Annotated in this window: 20 protein-coding genes; 1 reads left to right on the top strand and 19 read right to left on the bottom strand. The window is 65.8% G+C overall.

Annotation, left to right across the window (positions count from 1 at the left end):
• Positions 1–10 precede the first annotated feature (10 nt).
• The 15 genes from hflK to EC845_RS10525 form a co-directional block, all read right to left on the bottom strand.
• Positions 11–1441 carry an FtsH protease activity modulator HflK gene (gene hflK / locus EC845_RS10595; protein ID WP_123297902.1) on the bottom strand — a complete coding sequence of 477 codons (1431 nt, stop codon included), beginning with the start codon at positions 1439–1441 and terminating at the stop codon, positions 11–13.
• A 73-nt stretch (positions 1442–1514) separates the two neighbouring features.
• Positions 1515–2654, bottom strand: a complete 1140-nt coding sequence (hflX, locus tag EC845_RS10590) for a GTPase HflX (RefSeq protein ID WP_123298102.1) — start codon at positions 2652–2654, stop codon at positions 1515–1517.
• A gap of 141 nt (positions 2655–2795) precedes the next feature.
• Entirely contained in the window at positions 2796–3047 is a 252-nt protein-coding gene (gene hfq / locus EC845_RS10585) for an RNA chaperone Hfq (protein WP_123297900.1), read from the bottom strand.
• A 68-nt stretch (positions 3048–3115) separates the two neighbouring features.
• Complete coding sequence (gene der, locus EC845_RS10580) at positions 3116–4459, bottom strand: ribosome biogenesis GTPase Der (RefSeq protein WP_123297898.1); 1344 nt, start codon at positions 4457–4459, stop codon at positions 3116–3118.
• Between the two features lie 24 nt (positions 4460–4483).
• Positions 4484–5620 carry an outer membrane protein assembly factor BamB gene (bamB, locus tag EC845_RS10575; RefSeq protein WP_123297895.1) on the bottom strand — a complete coding sequence of 379 codons (1137 nt, stop codon included), beginning with the start codon at positions 5618–5620 and terminating at the stop codon, positions 4484–4486.
• A 35-nt stretch (positions 5621–5655) separates the two neighbouring features.
• Positions 5656–6312, bottom strand: a complete 657-nt coding sequence (locus EC845_RS10570; protein WP_123297894.1) for a tetratricopeptide repeat protein — start codon at positions 6310–6312, stop codon at positions 5656–5658.
• 227 nt (positions 6313–6539) lie between these two features.
• Positions 6540–7826 (bottom strand): histidine--tRNA ligase, encoded by a 1287-nt coding sequence (hisS, locus tag EC845_RS10565; protein ID WP_123297892.1) that lies wholly within the window; start codon positions 7824–7826, stop codon positions 6540–6542.
• Positions 7827–7901: 75 nt separating this feature from the next.
• Positions 7902–9209, bottom strand: coding sequence for a flavodoxin-dependent (E)-4-hydroxy-3-methylbut-2-enyl-diphosphate synthase (gene ispG, locus EC845_RS10560; RefSeq protein WP_370451288.1), 1308 nt, complete (start codon positions 9207–9209; stop codon positions 7902–7904).
• Positions 9206–10222 (bottom strand): helix-turn-helix domain-containing protein, encoded by a 1017-nt coding sequence (locus EC845_RS10555; protein WP_123297890.1) that lies wholly within the window; start codon positions 10220–10222, stop codon positions 9206–9208. The genes ispG and EC845_RS10555 overlap by 4 nt, the downstream gene beginning before the upstream one ends.
• A 10-nt stretch (positions 10223–10232) precedes the next feature.
• Positions 10233–11078 carry a type IV pilus biogenesis/stability protein PilW gene (gene pilW / locus EC845_RS10550; RefSeq protein ID WP_158615670.1) on the bottom strand — a complete coding sequence of 282 codons (846 nt, stop codon included), beginning with the start codon at positions 11076–11078 and terminating at the stop codon, positions 10233–10235.
• 13 nt (positions 11079–11091) lie between these two features.
• On the bottom strand, positions 11092–12246 hold the full coding sequence (rlmN, locus tag EC845_RS10545; protein WP_123297886.1) for a 23S rRNA (adenine(2503)-C(2))-methyltransferase RlmN: 1155 nt from the start codon (positions 12244–12246) through the stop codon (positions 11092–11094).
• Positions 12247–12287: 41 nt separating this feature from the next.
• Positions 12288–12713, bottom strand: a complete 426-nt coding sequence (ndk, locus tag EC845_RS10540; RefSeq protein ID WP_123297884.1) for a nucleoside-diphosphate kinase — start codon at positions 12711–12713, stop codon at positions 12288–12290.
• A gap of 100 nt (positions 12714–12813) precedes the next feature.
• The gene (locus EC845_RS10535; protein WP_370451287.1) at positions 12814–14937 is read right to left on the bottom strand and encodes a pseudouridine synthase; all 2124 of its coding nucleotides are present in this window, start codon (positions 14935–14937) and stop codon (positions 12814–12816) included.
• Positions 14938–14996: 59 nt separating this feature from the next.
• The gene (gene scpB / locus EC845_RS10530; protein WP_123297882.1) at positions 14997–15866 is read right to left on the bottom strand and encodes an SMC-Scp complex subunit ScpB; all 870 of its coding nucleotides are present in this window, start codon (positions 15864–15866) and stop codon (positions 14997–14999) included.
• 169 nt (positions 15867–16035) lie between these two features.
• A complete protein-coding gene (locus EC845_RS10525; protein WP_233598012.1) occupies positions 16036–17046 on the bottom strand; it encodes an RluA family pseudouridine synthase in 1011 nt (336 codons plus the stop codon).
• Positions 17047–17152: 106 nt separating this feature from the next.
• On the opposite strand from EC845_RS10525, the gene EC845_RS10520 reads away from it, so the two are divergent.
• Positions 17153–17962 carry an outer membrane protein assembly factor BamD gene (locus EC845_RS10520; RefSeq protein WP_123297880.1) on the top strand — a complete coding sequence of 270 codons (810 nt, stop codon included), beginning with the start codon at positions 17153–17155 and terminating at the stop codon, positions 17960–17962.
• Here EC845_RS10520 and EC845_RS10515 read toward each other — a convergent pair.
• From EC845_RS10515 to odhB, 4 genes are all read right to left on the bottom strand, one after another.
• Positions 17922–20060: an ATP-dependent DNA helicase gene (locus tag EC845_RS10515; RefSeq protein WP_370451296.1), complete on the bottom strand. Its 2139-nt coding sequence runs from the start codon at positions 20058–20060 to the stop codon at positions 17922–17924. The genes EC845_RS10520 and EC845_RS10515 overlap by 41 nt on opposite strands.
• A gap of 81 nt (positions 20061–20141) precedes the next feature.
• A complete protein-coding gene (gene zapE / locus EC845_RS10510) occupies positions 20142–21239 on the bottom strand; it encodes a cell division protein ZapE (protein WP_123297878.1) in 1098 nt (365 codons plus the stop codon).
• Between the two features lie 164 nt (positions 21240–21403).
• The gene (gene lpdA / locus EC845_RS10505) at positions 21404–22831 is read right to left on the bottom strand and encodes a dihydrolipoyl dehydrogenase (RefSeq protein ID WP_123297876.1); all 1428 of its coding nucleotides are present in this window, start codon (positions 22829–22831) and stop codon (positions 21404–21406) included.
• A 176-nt stretch (positions 22832–23007) separates the two neighbouring features.
• Positions 23008–24255, bottom strand: a complete 1248-nt coding sequence (gene odhB, locus EC845_RS10500; RefSeq protein ID WP_123297874.1) for a 2-oxoglutarate dehydrogenase complex dihydrolipoyllysine-residue succinyltransferase — start codon at positions 24253–24255, stop codon at positions 23008–23010.
• Positions 24256–24277: the final 22 nt, after the last annotated feature.

The raw sequence follows: 24277 nt of genomic DNA, 5'->3' as shown, positions 1-24277 counted from the left end.
CTCCCCGGAATTAGCGCGATTCCCGCGAGCGCAGATCGTCGCGCGTGCGGTTGTTGTTGATGTTTGCGGCCGCGTTGCCCGAAGCGTTGCTGCCGCCGTTGCCGGAGATCACGGCGCCGACGTCGTCGGTGGAGCCGTCGCCGGTGGCCGAAGGCACCACGGCCTTGCCGGCCTGCTGCATCAGCTTGTCGAGCGGCAGGTACAGCAGGTTCGAGTTCTGACGCGTGTCGACCATCACCTTGCTGACGTTCTTGTAGATTTCCTGCATGGCGTCGGTGTACAGGCGGTCACGCGTGACCTGCGGCGCCTTCTGGTACTCGGCAAAGACCGAGTCGAAGCGGCGTGCATCGCCCTCGGCCTGCGCCACCACACGTTCCTTGTAGCCCTGCGCTTCCTCGCGCAGACGCGCGGCGGTACCCTGGGCACGCGGAATCACGTTGTTGGCATAGGCGCGGGCTTCGTTCTGGAGGCGCTCGCGTTCCTGACCGGCACTGAGCACGTCGTCGAACGCTGCCTGCACCTGCTCGGGCGGGCGCACGCCGCCTTGCTGCATGTTGACGGCGGCGACTTCGATGCCGGTCTTGTAGCGGTCGAGGATGACCTGCATCAGGTCACGCACACGGCCTGCGATCTGATCGCGCTCCTCGGCCATGGCCGAGTCCATCTTCATCTTGCCCACCACCTCGCGGACCGCACTTTCGGCGGCCTGCACCACGGCGGCTTCGGGATCACGGGACTCGAACAGGAAGTTGCGGACGTCCTTGAGGCGGTACTGCACCACGAACTTGATCTCGACGATGTTCTCGTCCTCGGTCAACAGGGCCGAGGTGCGCAGGCCGGTCGCCCGGATCAGCGTATCGCCGCCCACGTCCACGGAACGCAGTTGCGTGGCGTTGACGATCTCGTGCTGCTGGAAGGGGTAAGGCAGACGCCAGTTGAAACCGGCACCCACGGTGGTGTGGAAACGGCCGAACTGCGTCACGACGGCCTGCTGGCCTTCCTGCACGATGAAGAAGCCGGTTCCGGCCCAGACCAGGACTGCCACACCGGCGATCAATCCGACACCGATGCCCGCGCTGCGCGGCGATCCGCCGCCCAGGCCCGGGCGTCCGGGGGGACGCTGGCCATTGCCCGGCCGGCGGTTGCCGAACAGGCCGTTGAGCTTGTTGTTGAAATTGCGCCAGAGCTCGTCCATGTCCGGAGGGCCCTGGTTGTCGCCCTGCGGGCGGCGCGATCCCTGCGGTTGCCCGTAGGGATGCTCGGAGGGGCGCGGCACATCGGGCTGGCCACGACCGTCCGCCGGCGATTCGTCCGGATTTCTCGGCTTGTCCGAACCGTCGGCGCTGTCATCACGGCCCCAGCGGGGGTCATTGAGATTGAACATGCCGCGGATGCGCGCCGGCAAGGACATCAGTCGAAACATCATGGGATGAGGGCTCATCGGACGTAAAGTTTTAAACAACATATCGGACCACGCCTACACGCGGACCGACCCTACTCGACACACTGACCCTTTATTGTGCCCAATTCGCGTCATCGCCACGCGATTCGGCATCGGGTCCAGGGGTCATCGCCACCAGCGCACGCTCGCTCAGCAGCCCGCGCAAGTGCTCCAGGCCGTCACCGCTGCGTGCGCTCAAGAACACGCGCGGGACCTGATCGCCATCCAATTCATAGCTGTCCACGGACACGAGCGGCCGCTTTTCCGGGTCTATGGCGTCGAGCTTGTTGAAGACCAGGATTTGCGGAATGTCGCCCGCACCGATTTCGTGCAGCACACGCTGAACTTCGGCAATCTGCTCGGGAAACGAAGGATTGGCCGCGTCGACCACATGCAGCAGCAGATCGGCGTCGACCGCTTCCTGCAGCGTGGCCTCGAACGCATCGACCAGTCCATGCGGCAGATCGCGGATGAATCCTACCGTGTCCGACAAAGACACCGAACGCCCGCTCCCGGCCCCATCGCCCAGATAAAGCTGGCGCGTGGTGGTGTCGAGCGTGGCGAACAATTGATCGGCCGCATAGGTGCGAGCCTTGACCAGCGCATTGAACAAAGTCGACTTGCCCGCATTGGTGTAGCCCACCAGCGAGATGGTGAAGGTCTCGCGCCGCTGACGCTGCCGCCGCTGGGTGCTGCGCTGGCGCTTGACCTTGACCAGACGTTCCTTGGTTCGTTTGATGGACTCGCCGATCATGCGCCGGTCGAGCTCGATCTGGGTTTCACCCGGGCCGCCGCGCATGCCGATGCCGCCGCTCTGGCGCTCCAGGTGAGACCAGCGACGCACCAGTCGCGTGGACAGGTATTGCAGTTTGGCCAGCTCGACCTGCAGCTTGCCTTCGTGGCTGCGTGCACGCTGGGCAAAGATCTCGAGGATGAGCAAGGTGCGGTCGTTGACCGGAAGGCCCAGAAAACGCTCGAGATTGCGCTGCTGCGCCGGGCTCAGGGCCTGGTCGAACAGCACCTCTACGGCGCCCACTTGCTGCGCCAGCAACTTGATTTCGTCGGCTTTGCCGCTGCCCACAAAAAGGGCCGCATCGGGTGCCCGGCGCTTGCACGTCAGGCGTGCCACGGGCTCCAGGCCCGCCGTCTGGGCCAGCAGGCCAAGTTCCTCGAGCTCCGCATCGAAATGCGGCAGTCCGAAGTCCACACCCACCAGAATCACGGCAGCGCCCGATGGAGCGGATCCACCTGCGCCGGGTTCTTGAGTCGAAGAACGGTTCAAAAGCTGCTTTATTTAATGAATTTGCCCGCGGCACAAGTGATTGCACCGCGGGCAAAAAAGGTCAGCCGGTGTTCAGTCGGCCTGTCCAGTTGCGCCTTCCGGAGCAGTCTGGAAGTTCACGGCACGTCCCGGCACGATGGTCGAGATGGCGTGCTTGTAAACCATTTGGGTCACGGTGTTGCGCAAGAGCACAACGTATTGGTCGAAAGACTCAATCTGTCCTTGCAGCTTGATGCCGTTGACGAGATAGATCGACACCGGCACGTGTTCACGGCGCAGCTGATTGAGAAATGGGTCTTGCAAAAGTTGCCCTTTGTTGCTCACGATATTCTCCGTGTTCAGAAGTTGTTGAAATGATGACCATACCACAGCCAGACACAGGCTGACGGAAATCAGTCGGATTCTTTATCCGCGTAGGGATTTTTCGCTGTTTTCATCTCGACCCGCAAAGGGGTTCCGACCAGATCGAAGGCCTTGCGGAAACGCCCCTCCAGATACCGTTTATAGGCATCGGTGACGTGTTCGAGCGAATTGCCGTGGACCACGATCACCGGCGGATTCATGCCGCCCTGGTGCGCGTAGCGCAGCTTGGGCCGGAACATGCCCGAGCGCTTGGGCGCCTGGAACTGCACGGCTTCCTGCAGCAGGCGCGTGAGCACCGGCGTCGACATCTTGCACATGGCCGCCTGGCGGGCCTGGATGATGGCCGTCCACAGCGGACCCAGACCCTGGCGCTTGATGGCCGAGATGTTGTAGATGTTGGCAAAACGCAGGAACGGCAACCGGGTCTCGATCGAGCGCTGCACCAGTTCGCGCTGATACTCGTCGACCGCATCCCATTTGTTGACGGCGATCACCACGGCACGGCCGCTCTCGAGAATGTAGCCGGCGATATGTGCGTCCTGGTCGGTCACGCCCTGCGTGGCATCGAGCAGCAGCAGCACGACGTTGGACGATTCGATGGCCTGCAGGGTCTTGACGACCGAGAACTTCTCGATCGCCTCGAACACCTTGCCCTTGCGCCGCAGACCGGCCGTGTCGATGAGCTCGAAACGTTGGCCGTCGCGCTCGAAAGGCACGGTAATGGCGTCGCGTGTGGTGCCGGGCATGTCGAAGGCCACCAGACGCTCCTCACCCAACCAGGTGTTGATCAGCGTCGATTTACCGACGTTGGGACGGCCGGCGACAGCCAACTTGATCACCTGATCGTCTTCGGCGCTCTCTTCGTCTTCGATATCGGGCAGCTTGAGTTCGGCCAGCGCCAGATCGAGCAGGCTGCGCACGCCCTGGCCGTGCGCAGCCGACACGGCATGCACCTCGCCCAGGCCCAGCTCGTAGAACTCCACGAGCTGCTGCCCTTCGTGCATGCCTTCGGCCTTGTTGGCAGCCAGAACGACAGGTTTGCCCAGGCGGCGCAGGTAACCGGCGATGTCGTGGTCCTGCGCGGACAGGCCGCCGCGCGCATCCACGACAAAGACGACGACATCGGCTTCGGCCACGGCTTGGCGGGTCTGCTTGGCCATTTCCCGATAGATGCCGGATTCGGCGGTCGGCTCGAAGCCGCCCGTGTCGATGACGATGTACTCGCGCGCGCCGAGTCGGCCGTTGCCGTAGTGGCGGTCACGCGTCAGACCGGCGAAGTCGGCCACGATGGCGTCGCGCGACTTGGTCAACCGGTTGAAGAGCGTCGACTTGCCGACATTGGGCCGACCGACCAGAGCGATGACAGGTTTCATGAGGTTGCTTGTTGTTGTTCGAAATTATTCCGGGCGGAAGCCATAGATGGCGCCCTTTTGGGTCGCCACCACCAGGGTGTTGCCCGCCAGCACCGGCTGGACCTCGATGGCCGAGCCATCGGTGATCAAGCGGGTGAGCGTCGATCCGTCTTCGCGAGACAGCAGATGCACGTTGCCGTTGCCGTCGCCGACCGCGACCGCACGCCCCAGCGCCAGCGGTGCGCTGACGTTGCGGTAGCGCAGCGCATCGGCCGACCAGAGCTGGTCGCCGCTGGCTCGCTGCCACGCGATCACGCGGCCATCGCCTTCGGTGCCGAAGACCCGGTCGGCATCGCCGCCCAGGCCCGTGTACCCCTGAGCGTTCTTGGCCCAGATCAGCGAGCCGCGATTGGTGTCGACACAGCCGACGCGGGATTGATAGGCCCGTCCGCAGACGACGCTGCCCTGGCGGCTCACCGAGCCGACCAGGTCGACGAGGCGTTCGATGTCGTTGGCGCCGCGCGAAACGGCGACGGCGGCCTGCCACTGGGGTTCGCCCGTGAGCGGGTTGAGGCCCATCAGACGGCCGGCGACACCGACCACCAGGACGTTGCCCACCGCCAGGATGGAGCCCGACTGGCGCAGCATCAACGGTTCGCCGACACGCGGCTGCGACCACAGGCGGCGGCCGGTCTGGCCGTCAAGCGCGAGCACACGGTCGGCCGTGAGCACAAAGACGCGGGCACCCGCCACCAGGGGCGGCGTGTAGCTGCGTGCGCCCAGCGGCTGACGCCAGATTTCCTTGCCGCCGTCGAGCGTGACAAGGTCGTTGTTCTCGGTGACCACCGACGTCAGTTGACCGTCGCTGCCCACCCCCGCAGTGACGCGTGCACCCACGGCCGTGCGCCACAGCTGCTGGCCGCTCGCGGCGCTGAGAGCCGTCACTTCGCCGGTCTTGCCGCCGACGGCCAGCACCTGCGAGCCGTCTGCCGTGACCCGCAAGGTCATGGGGCCCGAGATCTCGCCGACCTGTGCCGTCCAGATGCGTTGAACCGCCAGCAAATTGGGATTCGGCGGCAAGGGCTTGGGTTCGGGCTTCTTGCCGGAACTCGAGCACGCGGCCACCAGCAAGGCACAGGCCAGCAGACCGGCTGCAGACAGGGCACGGGGAAGATTAACCATCAAACGCTTCACACTCACAATGCGGCTCCCAAAATTCAAGAAGCAAGGCCTGCGACGTCGACGCCAAGGGCGTTGAGCTTGACCTCGACCAGGTTGCGGTAATCGGCTTGCGGGTCCATCGCCTTGTAGGCCTGCTCGTAAGCGGCACGGGCTTCGTCGCGCTTGCCTTGTGCCAGCAGCGCATCGCCGCGCTTGTCGGCCGCCAGGCCGGCGAATTCGGCAGGCAGTTCGCCGGCGAGCTGCTTGAGCGCGGCGTCGTAGTCCTTGGCTTCGATGGACAGGCTGGCCAGACGCAGCTTGGCAATGGCCTGGTAGCCGGCATTGGCACCCGAAGCCGCCAGCCACTCGAGCGCGGCACGCGCCTCGGCGACCTTGCCGTCGGCCTGATAGGCCTGAGCCGCCGCCAGGCTGGCCTGCTGCGCGTAGTCGGTCGACGCGAACTGCTGGCGCACGTCGTCGAGTGCGCGCTGCACGGCGGCCCAGTCCTTGGCCTGCGCCGCCGTCTGCACCTGATCGGCGATGACGGCGGATTTGGCATTCTGGGTCGCCTGCCAGTAGCGGTACCCCGTCCAGCCGGAATAGGTCAGGAGCGCCAGCACCACCACGGCGGTAATCCACACGCCATAGGTTTTCCAAAAATGCTTGAGCTGGTCGATCTGCTCTTGCTCTTCCAGGTTGAGATGAGTAGCCATAGAAAATACGTCAGAGGGAAAAAGTGCCCCGATTGTAGGGGGCGGCCCGTCGCGGACCGGAGGCGACCCCGGTGCGGCAGGGTAAAGAAAGCGAAACCGGAAAATACAGGCCCCTCGGCGGCACCGCCGGGACGCCCCCTGCGGCAACCGCCGGCAAGGCCTGCGCCAGCCGGTCTGAGTCTCGCCACGGCCATTGGTTCAGCCGCAGGCGGACCGGTCGCGGAGGGTCAGGCTCGCAGACTGGCGGCCCAGTCGGCGGCAGTGTCCAGGGCTCGCAGCACCTGTGCGCCACCCTGCCCGTCGCGCAGCGACTTGACCACCACCTCGCCGGCGGCCAGTTCGCTTTCGCCGAACACCAGAGCATAACGGGCGCCGCTGGCATCGGCCTTCTTGAATTGCGATTTCATGCTGCCCAGCCCGTTGGCGCCGGCGGCATGCATCTGCACGCTCACCCCCTCGCGCCTCAGGGTCTGCACCAGCTTCATGGCCGGCAGCAGGGCCGCTTCGTTCGGCACGATGGCATAGGCGTCGGGCGACAGGTCGGGCAGCGGAGTGCCCTGCTCCTTGATCAGTTCGAGCACGCGCTCGACCCCCAGCGCCCAGCCGACGGCCGGTGCCGGCTTGCCGCCGACCTGCTCGATGAGGTAGTCGTAGCGGCCGCCGCCGCAGATGGTGCCCTGCGAACCCAGGCTTTCGGTGATGAACTCGAACACCGTCAGGTTGTAGTAGTCCATGCCGCGCACCAGACGCGGATTGAGCCGCCAGGCCACGCCGTTCGCATCCAGAATGGCCTTGACCGATTCGAAGTGTGCCAGCGAGGCCTCGCCCAGGAAGTCGATGAGCTTGGGGGCGGCCTCGACCATGCCCTGCATCTGCGGATTCTTGGTGTCGAGAATGCGCAGCGGATTGCTGTAGAGCCGGCGCCGGGCCTCCTCGTCCAGCACATCGAGATGCTGCTCGAAGTATGCAATGAGCGCGCTGCGGTGCGCACGGCGTTCGTCGGGCTGACCCAGGCTGTTGAGTTCCAGGCGCACATCGCTCAGGCCCAGCTCGCGCCACAGGTCGGCGGCCAGCAGGATCAGTTCGGCATCCACCTCGGGGCCGCCGAAGCCCAGGGCTTCCGCGCCGATCTGGTGGAACTGCCGATAGCGTCCGCGTTGGGGACGTTCGTGACGGAACATCGGTCCCATGTAGTAGAGCCGCTTGCCGCCGTCATAGAGCAGGGAGTGCTCGACCACCGCACGCACGATGCCGGCGGTGTTCTCGGGCCGCAGCGTGAGGTGCTCGCCATTGAGCTTGTCCTCGAACGAGTACATCTCCTTCTCGACGATGTCGGTGACTTCGCCGAGGCCCCGCACGAACAGCGCCGTGGGCTCGACGATGGGCGTGCGCAGATTGCGATAGGCATAACGCTGCATGAGCGCCCGAACCTTGCCCTCCAGCCATTCCCAGCGCGCCGAATCCGGCGGCAGGATGTCGTTCATGCCCTTGATGGCACTGAGTTTTTCAGCCATGTCTATCTTTGTTTTGAGTTGGGATACCGCTCGATGGCGCACCGGGCGGCTCACACGCCGCCGAGTCCTGGTCCATCAGGAGGTCACTGCGGTGGTGCCAAAGCGCCGCTCGATGTAGTTCTCGACGATCTGCTGGAACTCCTGCGCGATGTGATCGCCGCGCAGCGTGAGCCGTTTTTCGCCATCGATGAAAACGGGCGCCGCCGGGGATTCGCCCGAGCCGGGCAGGCTGATGCCGATATCGGCGTGCTTGCTCTCGCCAGGCCCATTGACGATACAGCCCATGACCGCCACCTTCAGGCCCTCGACGCCCGGATAGCGGTTGCGCCAGACCGGCATCTGCTGACGCAGAAAATCGTCGATCTGCTTGGCCAGCTCCTGAAACGTGGTGCTGGTCGTGCGTCCGCAGCCCGGACAGGCCGTCACGCTGGGCACGAACACCCGCAGACCCAGGGCCTGCAGGATCTCCGAGGCAATGAGCACTTCCTGGGTGCGCGCCTCGCCCGGCTGGGGCGTCAGCGAGACCCGGATGGTGTCGCCGATGCCCTCTTGCAGCAGAATGGCCAGCGCGGCAGCCGAAGCCACCGTGCCTTTGGTGCCCATGCCGGCTTCGGTCAGGCCCAGGTGCAGCGCATAGTCGCAGCGCTTGGCCATTTCGCGATAAACCGAGATGAGATCCTGGGTGCCGCTCATCTTGCACGACAGAATGATCTGGTTGCCGTCCAGCCCGATCTCTTCGGCACGGCGGGCCGAGTCGATGGCCGAGGTCACGAGCGCCTCGTACATCACCTGCTTGAGCGACCAGGGCTGAGCACGGCGGGAGTTCTCGTCCATCATCGTGGACAGCAGCTCCTGATCCAGGCTGCCCCAGTTCACGCCGATCCGCACGGCCTTGTCCCAGCGGGCGGCCGCCTCGATCATCTGCGCGAACTGCTTGTCCTTCTTTTCGCCCTTGCCCACGTTGCCCGGGTTGATCCGGTACTTGGACAGCGCCTGCGCGCAATCGGGATATTCCGTCAGCAACCGGTGGCCGTTGTAGTGGAAATCGCCGACCAGGGGCACGTCGATGCCCATGCGATCGAGCTGCTCGCGGATGTAGGGGACCTGCGCCGCCGCTTCGGGGGTGTTGACGGTGATGCGCACCATTTCGGAGCCGGCCAGGGCCAGCTCCTTCACCTGGATGGCCGTGCCGATGGCATCCACCGTGTCGGTATTGGTCATGGACTGCACGCGCACCAGCGCATTGCCGCCGACCGTCACCACCCGCGAGCCCCACACCACCCGCGCCTGGCGGGTGCGATGGGACAAGGGGGCAGCGACCTCGATGGGCATGCAGCCGGGGGTCCAGACCTTGGGGGCGTCCTCGTTCGTCGGCACGGTCATTTCACCTGAAAGCGCGCAACGTTGCCACGCTGATACGTGTTGATGTTGAAAGGCTGTCCACGAACCTCGACCTTGACGTTCGTCGCATGGCCCACGGTGACGGACAACGGCTCGGCGCCACTGACACCGACCTTTTCGCCCACCTGCAGCGTGCGGCGCAGCAAGGGCAGCCGATTGCCGTCGAGCACCTCGACCCAGGACTCGCCAACGGCTGCAAACACGATGGTTCCGGTAGTGGGCGTTCCCAGAACGCCCTGCCCTGCCGGAACGGTCGGGGCCGCGGGGGTCGTGGAAGCCGTGCCCGCCGCCGAAGCGGCCGGCGCATTCGGCACGGGAGCAGCCGGCGCGGTCGACGGGGCCGAGACAGGACCGGGCATCAGGGTGGTGAGCGCCAGCGATCCGCCCGAAGCGGTGGCATCGCCGGCCGCCGGAGCCGCCGCCGAACCGTCGCCGCTGGGTGCGCCTTCGAGCGTCCCCGCACCGGCACCGCCGCCTTCGGCCGGAACCGGCTGGGTGGAATCGTCGGTCGCCGCCAGGCCGCGCACCTGGGGCACAAAAACAATCGCTGCAGCGCCGAGCAGCAGGACCACGACCAGCACCCCGAGGATGCGTGTCAGGCGGGAACGTCCACCGTAACCACCGGCATGCGAAGGCAGGGAACGCGAACGCGATACAGCGGCCACCGTGTGGTCCTGCTTGAGCGTGGCGGCTTCGGATTTCGGCAGCCGGGCCAGGACTTCGTTCACGTCGAGCTTGAGCGTACGCGACATGCTCGAGGCCAGGCCCCGCACAAAAGCCATGCCGGGCAACTGGTCGTAGCGGTCGGCCTCGAGCGCTTCGAGTCGCTGAACGGGCACCTTCAGCACGGCGGCCAACGAGGCCAGATGGAGGCCGGCCCGCTCGCGGGCCTCGCGGAGCATCTGGCCGGCGCTGACGGCCTGCCCGGAGGCGGGCGCAGCTGCGCTGTCGACATGGGACGTCTGAGGGGAGTTGGCGCGCTCACTGGAGGTCATACTTCACTCTTCAAAATCTGCCGTTCTGTTCAGCCAGCCGGTCGGCCGCCTCGGGATACCGGCTGCGCAGACGCACAGCCAGTCTTTCGGCGGCCATCGGCGAACCCAGAACCTGCTCGAGCTCGATGCCCAAGAGCAGGCTGCGGGCATCGGCCTGGTCGCTGTCATTGATACGGCGCAAATAAACACGCGCATCGGCACTCTTGCCTTGCCGATGCAATACATCCGCCAGATGGTAAGCGGCAACCGGGTCGTCCGGCATCAAAATCACCGCACGCGTCAAGGCAGCGGCTGCGGCGTCGCGATCGCCATCCTGGGCGTGGCAGACACCACGCGCCATGAAGGTCCGTCCGGCCCGGCGGTAGCCGGGTTCGTCCAGCGCCCGGGAGAACCAGGCCTGGCCCTGCTCGCGAGAGCCCATCTGGCACATCATCCAGCCCAGGTTGTGCATGGCATCGGCATGACGGGCATCGACCGTCAGCGCCTGGCGAAAATCGAGTTCGGCCTGCGCATAGGACTTCATGCGCGAATGCACGAGCCCGCGCATGCTGTAGGCATCGGCCAATCGGGCGTCATGCACCAGCGCCTGGTCGATCTCCTCGAGGGCGATATCCAGGCGGTTGTGCTCGAAATACGCCGCCGCCAGTGCCAGTCGCGCCTGAGCGCGCGCAGTCGCAGAGGCGACCGTCACGGGCATCGGCTCGGGGCTTTCGGTCACGGGCGATCGCGAAGACCGTGACGGCTCGCGACTGTCCGACCGGCCTGAGGCACAGGCCGACAGCAGGACAGCCAGCATCAGCATGCACACGAACGCCTGCAGGGCTCTGGCCTGCGCACGGGTCATGGCGACGCTCATGACGGGCAGATCCTCACGCGCCGGTGGACAGGGCCGCGGCGCGGCTCGACACGGGTTTGAGTTCGATGACCCGCTTCTGCGCCATGCGGGTTGCCGCATTCGTGCGGTCGCGCACGTCGCCCGCCAGCTGGCCGCAGGCGGCATCGATGTCGTCGCCGCGCGTCTTGCGCACGGTGGTCACGATGCCGGCGGCACTGAGCAAGGCGGCAAAGGCCTGAACGGCCGCATTGGACGAACGCAGCAAGCCCGAGGCCGGGAAGGGATTGAAAGGAATCAGGTTGAACTTGCACGGCACACCCGTGCCACGATGCCGCTGCACCCATTCGATGAGCTGACGGGCATGTTCGGGCTGGTCGTTGACGCCGTCGAGCATGCAGTACTCGAAGGTGATGAAGTCCCGCGGTGCATGTTCGAGGTAACGCAGGCAGGCATCGAGCAGTTCGGCAATCGGATACTTGCGATTGAGCGGCACCAGATGGCTGCGCAGTTCGTCGGTGGGCGCATGCAGCGACACCGCCATGGCGACGGGGCAATCCAGGGCCAGGCGGTCCATCATGGGTACGACCCCCGATGTCGAGACCGTGACGCGGCGGCGTGAAAGGCCGTAGCCGTGGTCGTCGAGCATGGCGCGCAGGGCCGGCACCAGGGCGTTGTAGTTCTGCAGGGGCTCGCCCATGCCCATCATCACCACGTTGGAGATGACGCGCTCGTCGCGGCCGAACTTGCGGCGCAACAGATGTTCGGCATACCAGAGCTGCGCCAGGATTTCGCTCGTCTTGAGGTTGCGCGCAAAACCCTGATGGCCCGTGGAGCAGAAACGGCAGCCCACGGCACAGCCCGCCTGGGACGACACGCACAAGGTGCCGCGATCGTCCTCGGGAATGAATACGGTTTCGACCGCGTTGCCGTCGCCCACGTCGAACAGCCACTTGATGGTGCCGTCGGCGGAGACATGTTCGGTCAGCACGGTCAGGGCACGCACTTCGGCGCAGCCCTTGAGTTTCTGGCGCAGGGATTTCGCCAGATCACTCATCTGGTCGAAATCCGAAGCTCCCCGCTGATGGATCCAGCGAAACAGCTGGGTGGCGCGAAAACGCTTTTCCCCGAGCTGCTCGCAGAACGCGGCCAGACCGTCGAGATCGAAGTCGAGCAAATTGGCCGTGGTCATGGTGGGTATCCGTGTCGGGAAAGTGTCCGCGCCGTCTCAGCTTAGCGGCTGTAGACGTTCAGTGCGGGAAAGAAGAAAGCGATTTCGACGGCAGCGGTTTCGGCGGCGTCGGAACCGTGCACGGCGTTGGCGTCGATGCTGTCGGCGAAGTCGGCGCGGATGGTGCCGGCGTCGGCCTTCTTGGGATCGGTAGCGCCCATCAGGTCACGGTTCTTGAGGATCGCGCCTTCGCCTTCGAGCACTTGCACGAACACGGGGCCGGAGATCATGAATTCGACCAGGTCCTTGAAGAAGGGACGCTCTTTGTGCACGCCGTAGAACTGCTCGGCTTCGGCGCGCGACAGTTGGGTCAGGCGGGCAGCAGCGATCTTCAGGCCGGCGGCTTCGAAGCGAGCGACGATCTGGCCGATGGCGTTCTTGGCAACGGCGTCGGGCTTGATGATGGAAAGGGTACGTTCGATAGCCATGATGAATTCCTGTCGAGGAGTTTTCTGAAGGGGAAAAATCTGAACAGGCGCTGCCACCGGCAACGCCTTGCGCAAAGGGTCGGTATTTTAACCCGGAGACTCAGCGCGAACGGCCGCCCCGGCCTCCGCCGCTGCGGCGTCCACCGCCGTTGCCGCCGTATCCGCCGCCATTGCCCCCACCGTTGCCCCCGCCGTTACCGCCGAAACGGCCCCGATTGGGACGGCCGGAGAAACCTTCGGCACCGATGTAGCCCAGCGAGGTGCGCATCGGATCGGGTTGACCGCCCGCACCGCCGCCCGGCAGGCCGCTGTCGTTGAAACCGCCGCGGCGGCGTCCACGCCCCTGCATGAGGGCCAGACTGTGGCTCTGCTTGTAGGCATCGGCCGTCGGCTGGCGATCGCCACGCGGATCCTCGTAGTCGTCACGATCCCGATCCCGTTCGCGATCCTGGTTCGGATTCTGAGTGGGGTAGCGGTCGGCATTGCCACGTTGTTTCGGGCCCGGGCCTGCATTGCCGTTGTTGAAACGCGCCTGCTGGCCGTTGCGGTTCTTGTTGTTGCCGCCGTTGCCGCCGTTGTTGTTGCCGCCACGGCCCTCGCCCTCGAAGCGGGCGCCCTGCTGCTGGCCGCCTTGCGGATTCCGGGCCTGACCGCCCTGCTGGCCGCCTTGCTTGTTGTTGCGGCCGCCCCGGCCATTGCCTTGCGGCTGGCGGTTGCCGCGACCCGGGCGGGGCTGCTGGATGCTGTCGGTCGCCAGGGGTCCGCCGGATGCCTCGGTCAGTTGGCGGATCTCGCGCTCGTCGAGCTCGAGCCAGGCGCCACGCTTGAGGCCACGCGGCAACATCACGGCGCCATAGCGGATACGGATGAGGCGGCTGACAGCATGCCCCACGGACTCGAGCAGCCGGCGAACCTCGCGGTTGCGGCCTTCGGCGATCGTGACGCGATACCAGCAGTTGGCGCCGTCGCCGCCGCCGTCTTCGATGCTCTGGAACTGCGCCATGCCGTCATCCAGACGCACGCCATCGAGCAGTTGCTGCTTTTCTTCGTTGTTCAGTGCACCAAGGACCCGCACGGCGTACTCGCGCTGCAGGCCAAAACGCGGGTGCATCAGGCGGTTGGCCAACTCACCGGAACTGGTGAACAACAGCAGGCCTTCGGTGTTCAGATCCAGACGCCCCACCGATTGCCATTTGCCCTGGTAGAGCTTGGGCAAGCGGCGAAACACCGTCGGACGATTTTGCGGATCGTCGTGCGTGACCACTTCGCCGACCGGCTTGTGATAAGCCAGCACGCGCGGCGGCGGCGGTGCGATGCGGTAGCGGATCGGCTTGCCGTCGACCTTGATCTGGTCGCCGAACTGGATGCGCTGGCCCACATGGGCCGGTTCGTTGTTGACGAAGATCTTGCCATCGGCGATGAGCTTTTCCATCTCGAGGCGCGAACCCAGACCGGCCTGGGCCAGCACCTTGTGCAGCTTCGGCGTTTCGGGTTGGGGCTGAAGCACACGCTTGAGGGAAGGAAGGTTCTCGTCCTCTTCGTCGGCATCGAACTGGCCGGAAATCACATCCGAGAACAGCAGCGGCGCAGGCGCTTCGTTGAAGACCGTGGGTGCACGTGCACCGTCGGCTTCGTCTTCCTCGACGTCGGAACCAGCGGATTCCGGCTGCTGCTCGACCACGGCACGTTCGGCTGCGGCACGCTGGCGGCGGCGCTTGTTGGCCCCAAGCAGGCCCACGCCAGCACCGCCGGCAGGCCCATTGCGGACCGGCTCTGCAGCGGATGCGTCGTCGCTTCGCGGAGCTTGTTCGTGCGCATCGCCCTGCGGGGCTGCATCGGCATCCAACCCGGCGGCAGCCACCGGTGCGACCGGCTCGGCGGCAACGGCGTCGCGAGGGCTCGATTCGACCGGATCGACCCCTGCCTGCGACGTGGCACCCGATTCGGCATCCACATCGGCCTTGGGCTTGCGCGGACGGCGTGCACGCTTGACGGGCGCAGCGTCGGCCGCGTCGCCGGCAGCGGCGACTTCAGCCGTTCCGGCAGCCTCGCCCCCCTCGGCCGCAAGGGCCTGCTCGGCAACCGGCGCATCCTGCTGGACGTCCGCGACCACCTTGCGGGCGCGCGGCTTGCGAGCCTTCACGGGCTGAGCCTCGACGGCATCGGTCGCGGGCGCCTGCGGCTCGGAACCGGGCAACGAGGGGGTGTTGGTCTTATCGTTCATGTACGAAGGTCAGTAGTTGGACTTCAGCCACCGGCATGCACCAGGTGGGCGTCAAATTGTTATTCTGAGTCGGCTGCACGCGGTCCCTGGGGACCTCCTGCGGCCTGATCGTCTTCGGCGCGAGCGCCGGCCGCCGAATCGGCGAGCGTCTGTTCATCGGCACGTTCGCCTGCAGCATCCACGGCCTGCTGCGGCTGTTCGAATGGCTGTGATTCCAATTCGAAAGCCTCTGCCACCGCGGCCGAATCGACCGTTGCCGCATCTTCTTCGGCCCCCTGGGCCACGCTGGACTGCGGCTCGGCATCGGCTGCCACCGCACCGGGTTCGTTTCCGGCCTCACCGGTATCGCCGGTGGCGCCGGGCTCGACCGCATCCATGGCGAGCGAGCCTTGCAACTGCTCGAATGCCGCCGCGGCGGCCTGTCCATCGAGCGTCGGCAATTCCTCGAGAGTCGCCAGCCCCAGGTCGTCCAGGAACTGGCGGGTGGTGGCGAACAAGGCCGGCCGTCCCGCCGCTTCCCGATAGCCGATCACCTCGATCCAGCCACGATCCTCGAGCTGCTTGATGATCTGCGAGTTCACCGCCACCCCACGGATATCCTCCATGTCGCCCCGCGTGCAGGGCTGACGGTAGGCGATGATAGCCAGCGTCTCCAGTGTAGCGCGACTGTAGCGCGGCGGCTTCTCGGGCCGCATGCGATCCAGAAACTCGCGCATTTCAGGCCGGCTCTGGAAACGCCAGCCCGAAGCCACCTGAACCAGTTCGACACCGCGCGGTGTCCATGACACCCGCAAGGACTCGAGCAGGTCCCGGATGGTGTCGGCGCCCAGTTCGTCGTCGAACAGCACGCGCATCTCGCGCACGGTCAGCGGTTGCTGCGCGCAAATCAAAGCGGTCTCGAGGACGCGGACTGCATCCACCGTGTTCATGGTGCCATCAGTTTTCAGGAAGGGATGCCAGGCAACGCGCCGGGCGATCAGCAGGTATTCAAAACCGGAACGGGGCGAGAGAGCCCTCTGGACTGCCTTGGCAGTCGGCTGCCGGTCCGCCTTGCGGATGCCGGGGCTGGCGCGGTATCAACGGCCAGCGGCTGTCAGCCTAGATGACGCCATTGTAACTGAGGCCGAGAAAACGTCCAGCCTGTGCCATGTCCTGTGGCAATTCGGCATAAAAACAGAGCGCTTCGCCGGTCATCGGATGCTCGAACGCAAGACGCCAGGCGTGCAAGCCTTGTCGCGACAGTCCGCCGGCCGGCATGCCGCCATACAGCGCATCGCCGACCAGGGGGTGGCCCAGACTGGCCATATGCACCCGGATCTGGTGAGTTCGCCCCGTGTGCAGCGTGCAGCGCACCCAGCAGTGCTGCTCGACCGTTTCCAGCACGTCCAGCGTGGTCGAGGCCGTCTTGCCCGCATGATGGGCCAGATCGACCACGGCCATGCGCAGGCGATTGGCGGGATCGCGTCCGATCGGCGCCTCCACCTCCCGGCGCGCCGGGCCCCGCCAGCCCCGATGGGCCAGCGCCGCATACTGCCGGTTGACGTCGCGTCGCGCGATCATCTCGACCAGGCGGTCCATGGCCGTACGGCTGCGCGCCACGACCATCAGGCCGCTGGTGTCCTTGTCGAGCCGGTGCACGATGCCGGCGCGGGGCAGCATGGCCGCCTGCGCGTCGGCAGCCAGCAAGCCGTTCAGCAGGGTTCCCGACCAGTTGCCCGGCGCAGGGTGCACCACCAGGCCGGCCGGTTTGTGGATGACCATCAGGTGCTCGTCGCGGAAGACCACGTCGAGCGCCATGTCTTCAGGCCGGAAGGCCTGGCTTTGCTGGGTGGGCCGCAGTTCGACCTGCCAGCGCTCGCCCGCCTTGACCTTGAGCGAGGTCTTGAGCGCCGCGCCAGGCTCGGTGGGCATGATGCCGCCCACCGGCTTTACCGATCTTTTCACCAGCCCTGCGCCGATGAGCTGCTGGAGGTAGCTGCGCGAGAATTCCGGCAATTCGTCGGCCAATACCCGGTCAAGGCGCATGCCGTGGGCTTCCACGGGCACGATCAGCTCGCGCCACTCGACCGAATCGGCACTGTCGGCCACGTCGGCGAGCTCGTCCGGCAACTCTCGGGAATCTTCTGGGCTGAAATTTGTCAATGGAGCGATCTATATAATTTTGGCGGGGCACTTCAGTGGTGCCCCGCCCTGTTGAACGAAAGATAGGATTTTGATGTCCAGCACTAAATTATCAATGCTGCGAGCCGGCAGTCTCGCAGTATTGGCTGCCCTGCTCTTTGCAGGCTGCGCCACACAGAACGAAGACCCGACGGTGGGCTGGAGTCCGAATCGCATCTATTCGGAAGCGAAAGACGAATTCGCGGCCGGCAATTACGAAAAGGCCATCACCTACTACGACCGGCTCGAGGGCCGCGCCGCAGGCACGCCGCTGGCCCAGCAGGCGCAGCTGGAAAAGGCCTTTGTGCAGTACAAGAACGGCGACAAGGCGCAGGCCCTGTCCACGCTCGACCGCTTCATCCGGCTGCACCCCGCAAGCCCCGCCCTGGACTACGCTTTTTACCTGAAGGGCCTGGTCAACTTCAACGACGACCTGGGCATGCTGTCGTTCATCTCGCGCCAGGATCTGTCCGAGCGGGACCAGCAGGCGGCCAAGGAGTCCTACGAGTCCTTCCGCGAACTCACGACCCGCTTTCCCGAGTCGAAGTACGCCACGGATGCGACCCAGCGCATGACCTATATCGTCAATTCGCTGGCGCAGTACGAAGTGCACGTGGCACGTTACTACTATTCCCGCGGCGCCTATGTGGCCGCCATCAACCGGGCCCAGACGGCCATCGCCGAGTACCGCGAAGTGCCGGCCGTCGAAGAAGCGGTCTACATCCTGGTGAAGTCGTACGATGCACTGGGTATGACGCAGTTGCGCGACGATGCGGCCCGCGTCTTCAAGGAAAACTACCCCAATCGCCGTCTGGACCGCGAGTTCATCCGGGATCAGGACAATCCGTGGTGGAAGCTCTGGTAAGCGCCTCCAGCGCTGCCTGGTAATCGGCCGGGCCGCCCAGTACACGCATGGGCGGCAGTGACGCCAGGAGGCGGCGGCCGTAGCCCATGTTGACCAGACGGGTGTCGCCGATGACCAGGATGCCCCGGTCGGTCTCGCGCCGGATCAGACGGCCGGCCCCCTGCTTGAGGGCCACCGCAGCCTCGGGCAGCGAGTAGTCGGCGAACGAACTGCGGCCCTGCGCCTCCAGACGCTTGGAGCGCGCCTCGACCAGCGGGTCGTTGGGCGGCGGGAACGGCAGCTTGTCGATGACGACCAGTTGGAGCGCATCGCCGGGCACGTCCACCCCTTCCCAGAACGAGGTCGAGGCCACCAGCACACAGCCACGCTGCTGTCCGTCCTGGTCGCCCTGCCGGAAACGCTCGATCAGCGAGCGCTTCGAAGCCTGCCCCTGAACCAGCACCTCCAGTTGCTCGCCGAGCGCCTGGGCCAGCACGTCGCCGATGGTGCGCAAGGCCCGCAGGGTGGTGGTGAGCACCAGCGTGCGTCCCTGCAGACGACGTGCGCCTTCGGCCGCCACATGGGCGATCGCGGCGCTGTGCGAGGGATCCTGGGGCCGCGGCAGGTGACGCGGAACGTAGAGAGCCGCCTGACGTGCATAGTCGAACGGGCTTTCGACCTGCAGGATGTCCGCATCCTGCAGACCGCAGGGCTCGGTGAACCAGCTCAGACGGGCATCGGCTCCCAGCGTGGCCGAGGTAAAGATCAGCGCGCACTGCACATGGGGCTGCACGCCCTCGGCGGCCTGCCGATCGCCGGCCAGCCAGGCCGACTCGGCCTCGTCTTGCCAGGGCGGATCGAAATCGTCGTCCCCCACCGCGTCGTTCGCCGGTGCGGCCGAGGCGTCGCCGGCAGGCTGGACGCCCAGCATGCGCCGCTTGACGGTTTCGGCAATGTCCAGCGGGGCTTCCTTGAGCCGGATCTGCTGGCTGCCGACCTCGACCCAGCGCACGTACTCGGGTGACGGCAGACCCATGAAGTGTTCGCAATGCGCGGTCATCTGTTGCGCGCGCTCGAGCAGCTTGACGAAATCGGGCGCCATTTCCTCGACCGTGGCCAGTCCCTCCTCAGCCAGCCCGCAAGCCGCGTGCACGGCCGCCAGGGCCGTTTCCCAGGCCTGCGCATCGACGTCGTCGGGCGATGTGCCCTGCCAGCGCAACTTGGCGTCGGGATACTGCCGCCCGACCGCCAGGCGCAGTTCGCGCGCCGCACGATCCAGGCTGGCGGCCATGAGCTGCCAGTCGACGAGTCCGCGCGCCCGCTGGAGGCCCGCCGCCAGCACGTCGTGCGCCAGATCGAGCAGTTGGCGGCTGCCCAGTTGCCGGCCGAGAAACTGCACACCGGTCTCGTTGAGCTGGTGGGCTTCGTCGAAGACCGCGACCGACACCGAAGGCAGCAGCTCGGCAACGCCGGATTCCCTGACGGCCAGGTCGGCAAAGAACAGGTGATGGTTGATCACCACCACGTCGGCGGCCATGGCCTCGCGCCGCGCCAGGTTGACGTGGCAGGCCTTGTAGTGCTCGCAGTCGGAACCGAGGCAGTTCTCGCGGGTCGAGGTCACCAGCGGAATGATGGGCGAGCGTTCGTCCAGGCCCTCCAGTTCGGCCAGATCCCCGCGGCGCGTGCTGTGCGACCAGCGCTCGACGCGAGCCAGGGCCCGTTGCATGAAGGCGTCCTGCAGCGCGTCGTCGTGGCGGGCCAGCTCCATGCGATGCAGGCAGAGATAGCTGGCCCGGCCCTTGAGCAGCGCCAGCCGTGCAGGCAGGCCCATGGCCTCGACCAGCATGGGGATGTCGCGCCCGTAGAGCTGATCCTGCAATGTCTTGGTCGCCGTGGAAATCAGGGCCCGTTCACCCGACAGCAGCGTCGGCACCAGGTAAGAGAACGTCTTGCCCACGCCCGTGCCGGCCTCGACCACCAGGGGCCGACGCGACAGGATGGCCCGCGCCACGGCCCGCGCCATGGCCTGCTGGCCGGAGCGTTCGTGGAACTGCTGGGTCGCGTGTGCCAGCCAGCCATCGGCCGCGAAGGCATCGGCGACGGCTTGTTCCAGCGGAATGCCGTCAAAAGGGGAAGATTCGGTCGTCAAGGGTTGCGATAGAAGTTGCGATGCGCGCCCGCTCGGCAGAGCGGGCCGTGCTCAGGTCAGCTTGGTGTCCACCACGCGGCGCTCGAGCGCCAGGAACTCGGCCGACTGCATTTCCGTGAGCCGGGAGACCGTGCGCGGAAACTCGTGCGACAGGGGCCCTTCGACGTACAGTTGCTCGGGCGGCGCGGCAGCGGAGATCATCAGTTTGACACGCCGGTCGTACAGCACGTCGATCAGCAGCGTGAAACGGCGCGCGGCCGATGCCATCGCCACCGACATGACCGGCACGTTGGAGAGCAGCAGCGTGTGGTATTGATTGGCCACTTCCAGGTAATCGTTCTGCGAGCGAGGGCCGTCGCACAGGGTCTTGAAGTCGAACCAGATGACGCCGCCTGCGCGGCGCCGGGCCGTCAGTTCGCGGCCCTCGATGGTCACCACCGGGTTCTCGTCCTTGACCTCGGCGAGCTTGTCGAAAGCCTCGCCGAGCGCGGCATCGGCCTGCGGACCCAGCGGCGTGTGATAGAGCCGGACCTGCTCGAGCGTCCGGCGGCGGTAGTCGGTGCCGTTGTCGACATTGATCACTTCGAGCCGGTCGTTGAGCAGCTTGATCGCCGGCAGGATGCGGTCGCGATGCAGGCCGTCGGGATAGAGCCCGTCCGGCCGGAAATTGGAGGTGGTGACAAAACCGACGCCGTTGTCGAACAAGGCTTCGAGCAAACGGTAGAGGATCATGGCGTCGGTGATATCGGCCACGTGGAATTCGTCGAAGCAGATCAGCTCGTAGCGCTGGGCGATGCGGCGCCCCAGCTCGTCGAGCGGATTGACCGTTCCCTGCAGGCCGGCCAGTTCCCGGTGCACCTCGTGCATGAACTCGTGGAAATGCAAGCGGGTCTTGCGCTCGACGCCCACCGCATTGAAGAAGCAGTCCATGAGAAAACTCTTGCCCCGCCCGACACCGCCGTACATGTAGACGCCGCGCGGCACGACAGGCTTGCGGAACAACCGCTTGAGCCGGCTGCCCGACTGCGCCTTGTAGGCTGCCCATTCGTCGGCACAGCGCTCGAGCGCCTCGATGGCGCGCATCTGCGCGGGATCGCTTTGGAAGCCGCGCTGCTGCAGCTCGGCCTGGTAGTTTTCGATGACGGACACGGTGGTGCGGACTCGTAGGCTGGTGAGGCTGAACCGTAAAACGGGGCCTGGGTGGAGCGGCGGCGCCGAAACGACGACGCCTCGATGCCATGATGGTATCGAGGCGTGCTGCGGCAGGCCCCGGCCGATGCCCTCAGGCAACAGACGGGTCGGGCCTGTGGTGCTCAGAAATTGAGCGTACGCTTGTCAACGGCCAGTGCGGCTTCCTTGGTCGCTTCGGACAACGAAGGATGGGCATGGCAGATGCGTGCGATGTCTTCGGCGCTGGCCTTGAAGGCCATGGCGACGACCGCTTCGGAGATCAGCTCGGAAGCCATGGGACCCACGATGTGCACGCCCAGGATCTCGTCGGTCGTGGCATCGGCCAGGAACTTCACGAAACCGGTCGTGTCGCCCAGGGCACGGGCACGGCCGTTGGCCAGGAAGGGGAACGAGCCCGCCTTGTAGGCCACGCCTTCGGCCTTGAGCTGCTGCTCGGTCTTGCCGACCCATGCGATTTCCGGGTTGGTGTAGATCACCCAGGGGATGATGCCGAAATCGACATGGCCGTGCTGGCCGGCGATGCGCTCGGCGACCGCCACGCCCTCTTCTTCGGCCTTGTGGGCCAGCATGGGGCCACGCACCACGTCGCCCACCGCCCACACGCCGGGCAGGTTGGTACGGCATTCGTCGTCGACCACGATGGCACCGCGCTCGTCGAGCGCAAGGCCGACGGCCTCGGGGTTGAGGCCCACGGTGTTGGGCACGCGGCCGATCGACACGACCAGCTTGTCGACATCCAGCGACAGGGCTTCGCCCTTGGCGTTGGTGTAGGCGATGCTCACGCCCTTCTTGCCGGTCTTGATCTCGCCGACCTTCACGCCGAGCTCGATCTTCAGACCCTGCTTGGTGAAAGCCTTGAGGGCTTCCTTGGCCACCTGTTCGTCGGCCGCAGCCAGGAACGTGGGCATGGCTTCGAGCACGGTGACCTCGGCGCCCAGACGACGCCACACCGAACCCATTTCAAGGCCGATGACGCCGGAGCCGATCAGGCCCAGCTTCTTGGGCACGGCACCGATGCGCAACGCGCCGTCGTTGGAAAGCACGGTTTCTTCGTCGAAAGGCGTGCCGGGCAGCGGGCGGGCGCTGGAACCGGTGGCGACCACGATCTGCTTGCCGGTCAGGATTTCTTCTTCCTTGCCTGCAACCTTGATCTCGTAGCCGCCTTCGACGGCCTTGACGAAAGAGCCACGGCCGTGGAAGAACGACACCTTGTTCTTCTTGAACAGGTAGAGGATGCCGTCGTTGTTCTGCTTGACCACGCCGTCCTTGCGGCCGATCAGCTTGGCCAGGTCGAGACCCAGGCCCTTGACTTCGATGCCGTGCTCGGCAAAGTGCTTGCCGGCATGCTCGTAGTGCTCGGAAGACTGCAGCAGCGCCTTCGAGGGGATGCAGCCCACGTTGGTGCAGGTGCCGCCGGGGGCCGGGCCGCCCTTGTCGTTTTTCCACTCGTCGATGGCTGCCACGGTGAAACCGAGCTGGGCCGCGCGGATGGCGGCAATGTAGCCGCCGGGGCCGCCGCCGATGACGATGACGTCGAATTGTTTGGACATGTCTTGGATTCCTTGTTCAGTGACGCGCCAGGCGGCCCGCAAGGGCTCTGGCTGCCAAGAAGGCGGCAGGACGGACCCCACGCGAACACGTCACGGGAGCCCGCCTGCCAGGCTGGGAGCGGACACGGCCGCTCCGAAGCGATGCCCGCGCCCGCAGGCGCAGGGCTGGCGGACGATCAGATGTCGAACAGCAGGCGCGAGGGATCTTCCAGCGCTTCCTTCATGGCGACCAGGGCCAGCACGGCTTCGCGGCCGTCGATGATGCGGTGGTCATAGGACAGGGCCAGGTAGTTCATGGGACGCACCACCACTTGGCCGTTCTCGACGACGGCACGGTCCTTGGTGGCGTGCACGCCCAGGATGGCCGACTGGGGCGGGTTGATGATGGGGGTCGACAGCATGGAGCCGAAGGTACCGCCGTTGGAGATGGTGAAGGTGCCGCCCGTCAGGTCGTCGAGGCCCAGCTTGCCGTCCTTGGCCTTCTGGCCGAACTCGGCGATCTTTTTCTCGATGTCGGCAAAGCTCAGTTGGTCGGCGTTGCGCAGGATGGGCACCACCAGGCCACGCGGCGAACCGACGGCGATGCCGATGTCGAAGTAGCCGTGATAGATGATGTCGTTGCCGTCGACGCTGGCGTTGACGATGGGGTACTTCTTGAGGGCGTGCACCGCAGCCTTGACGAAGAAGCTCATGAAGCCGAGCTTGACGCCGTGTTCCTTGGTGAAGCTGTCCTGGAAGCGCTTGCGCAGATCCATGACCGGGGCCATGTTCACTTCGTTGAAGGTCGTCAGGATGGCGTTCTGCTGCTGCGATTGCAGCAGGCGCTCGGCCACGCGGGCACGCAGGCGGCTCATGGGCACGCGCTGTTCCGGACGCTCGCCCAGGCCAGCCAGGGTGGGAGCGGGAGCGGCAGCCTTGGGAGCCGGTGCGGGTGCAGCGGACTTGGCACCGGAGGCCACGGCCGACAGCACGTCGCCCTTGGTCACGCGGCCATCCTTGCCGGAACCGGTGACATCGCCGGTCTTGAGGTTGTTGTCGGCCAGCAGCTTGGCGGCAGCGGGCATGGCCACGTCGGCCTTGCTGGTGCTGGCAGCGGGTGCAGCAGCGGCGGCGGGGGCCGGAGCCGGGGCGCTGGTGGTCTCGGGGATGGCCTTGACTTCGAGCGGGCTGGTCTTGGCTTCGGCTGCGGTATCGATCTTGGCGATGATTTCTTCGCTGCCCACGGTCGCGCCATCGTCCTTGACGATGTGGGCGATCACGCCCGAAGCGGGAGCCGGGACTTCGAGCACGACCTTGTCGGTTTCGATTTCGATCAGGATTTCATCGGCGGTCACGGCCTCGCCCGGACGCTTCTTCCACTGCAACAGCGTGGCTTCGGCGATGGATTCAGACAGCTGCGGGACCTTGACTTCTACGATAGACATGGTTGTTTTCCTTGATGAGGCG

This window comes from Comamonas sp. BIGb0124, assembly GCF_003752175.1.
Taxonomy (GTDB): domain Bacteria; phylum Pseudomonadota; class Gammaproteobacteria; order Burkholderiales; family Burkholderiaceae_C; genus Comamonas_F.
The sequence above is the reverse complement of the archived record's forward strand: the minus strand, read 5'-3'. Positions and strand labels throughout refer to the sequence as shown.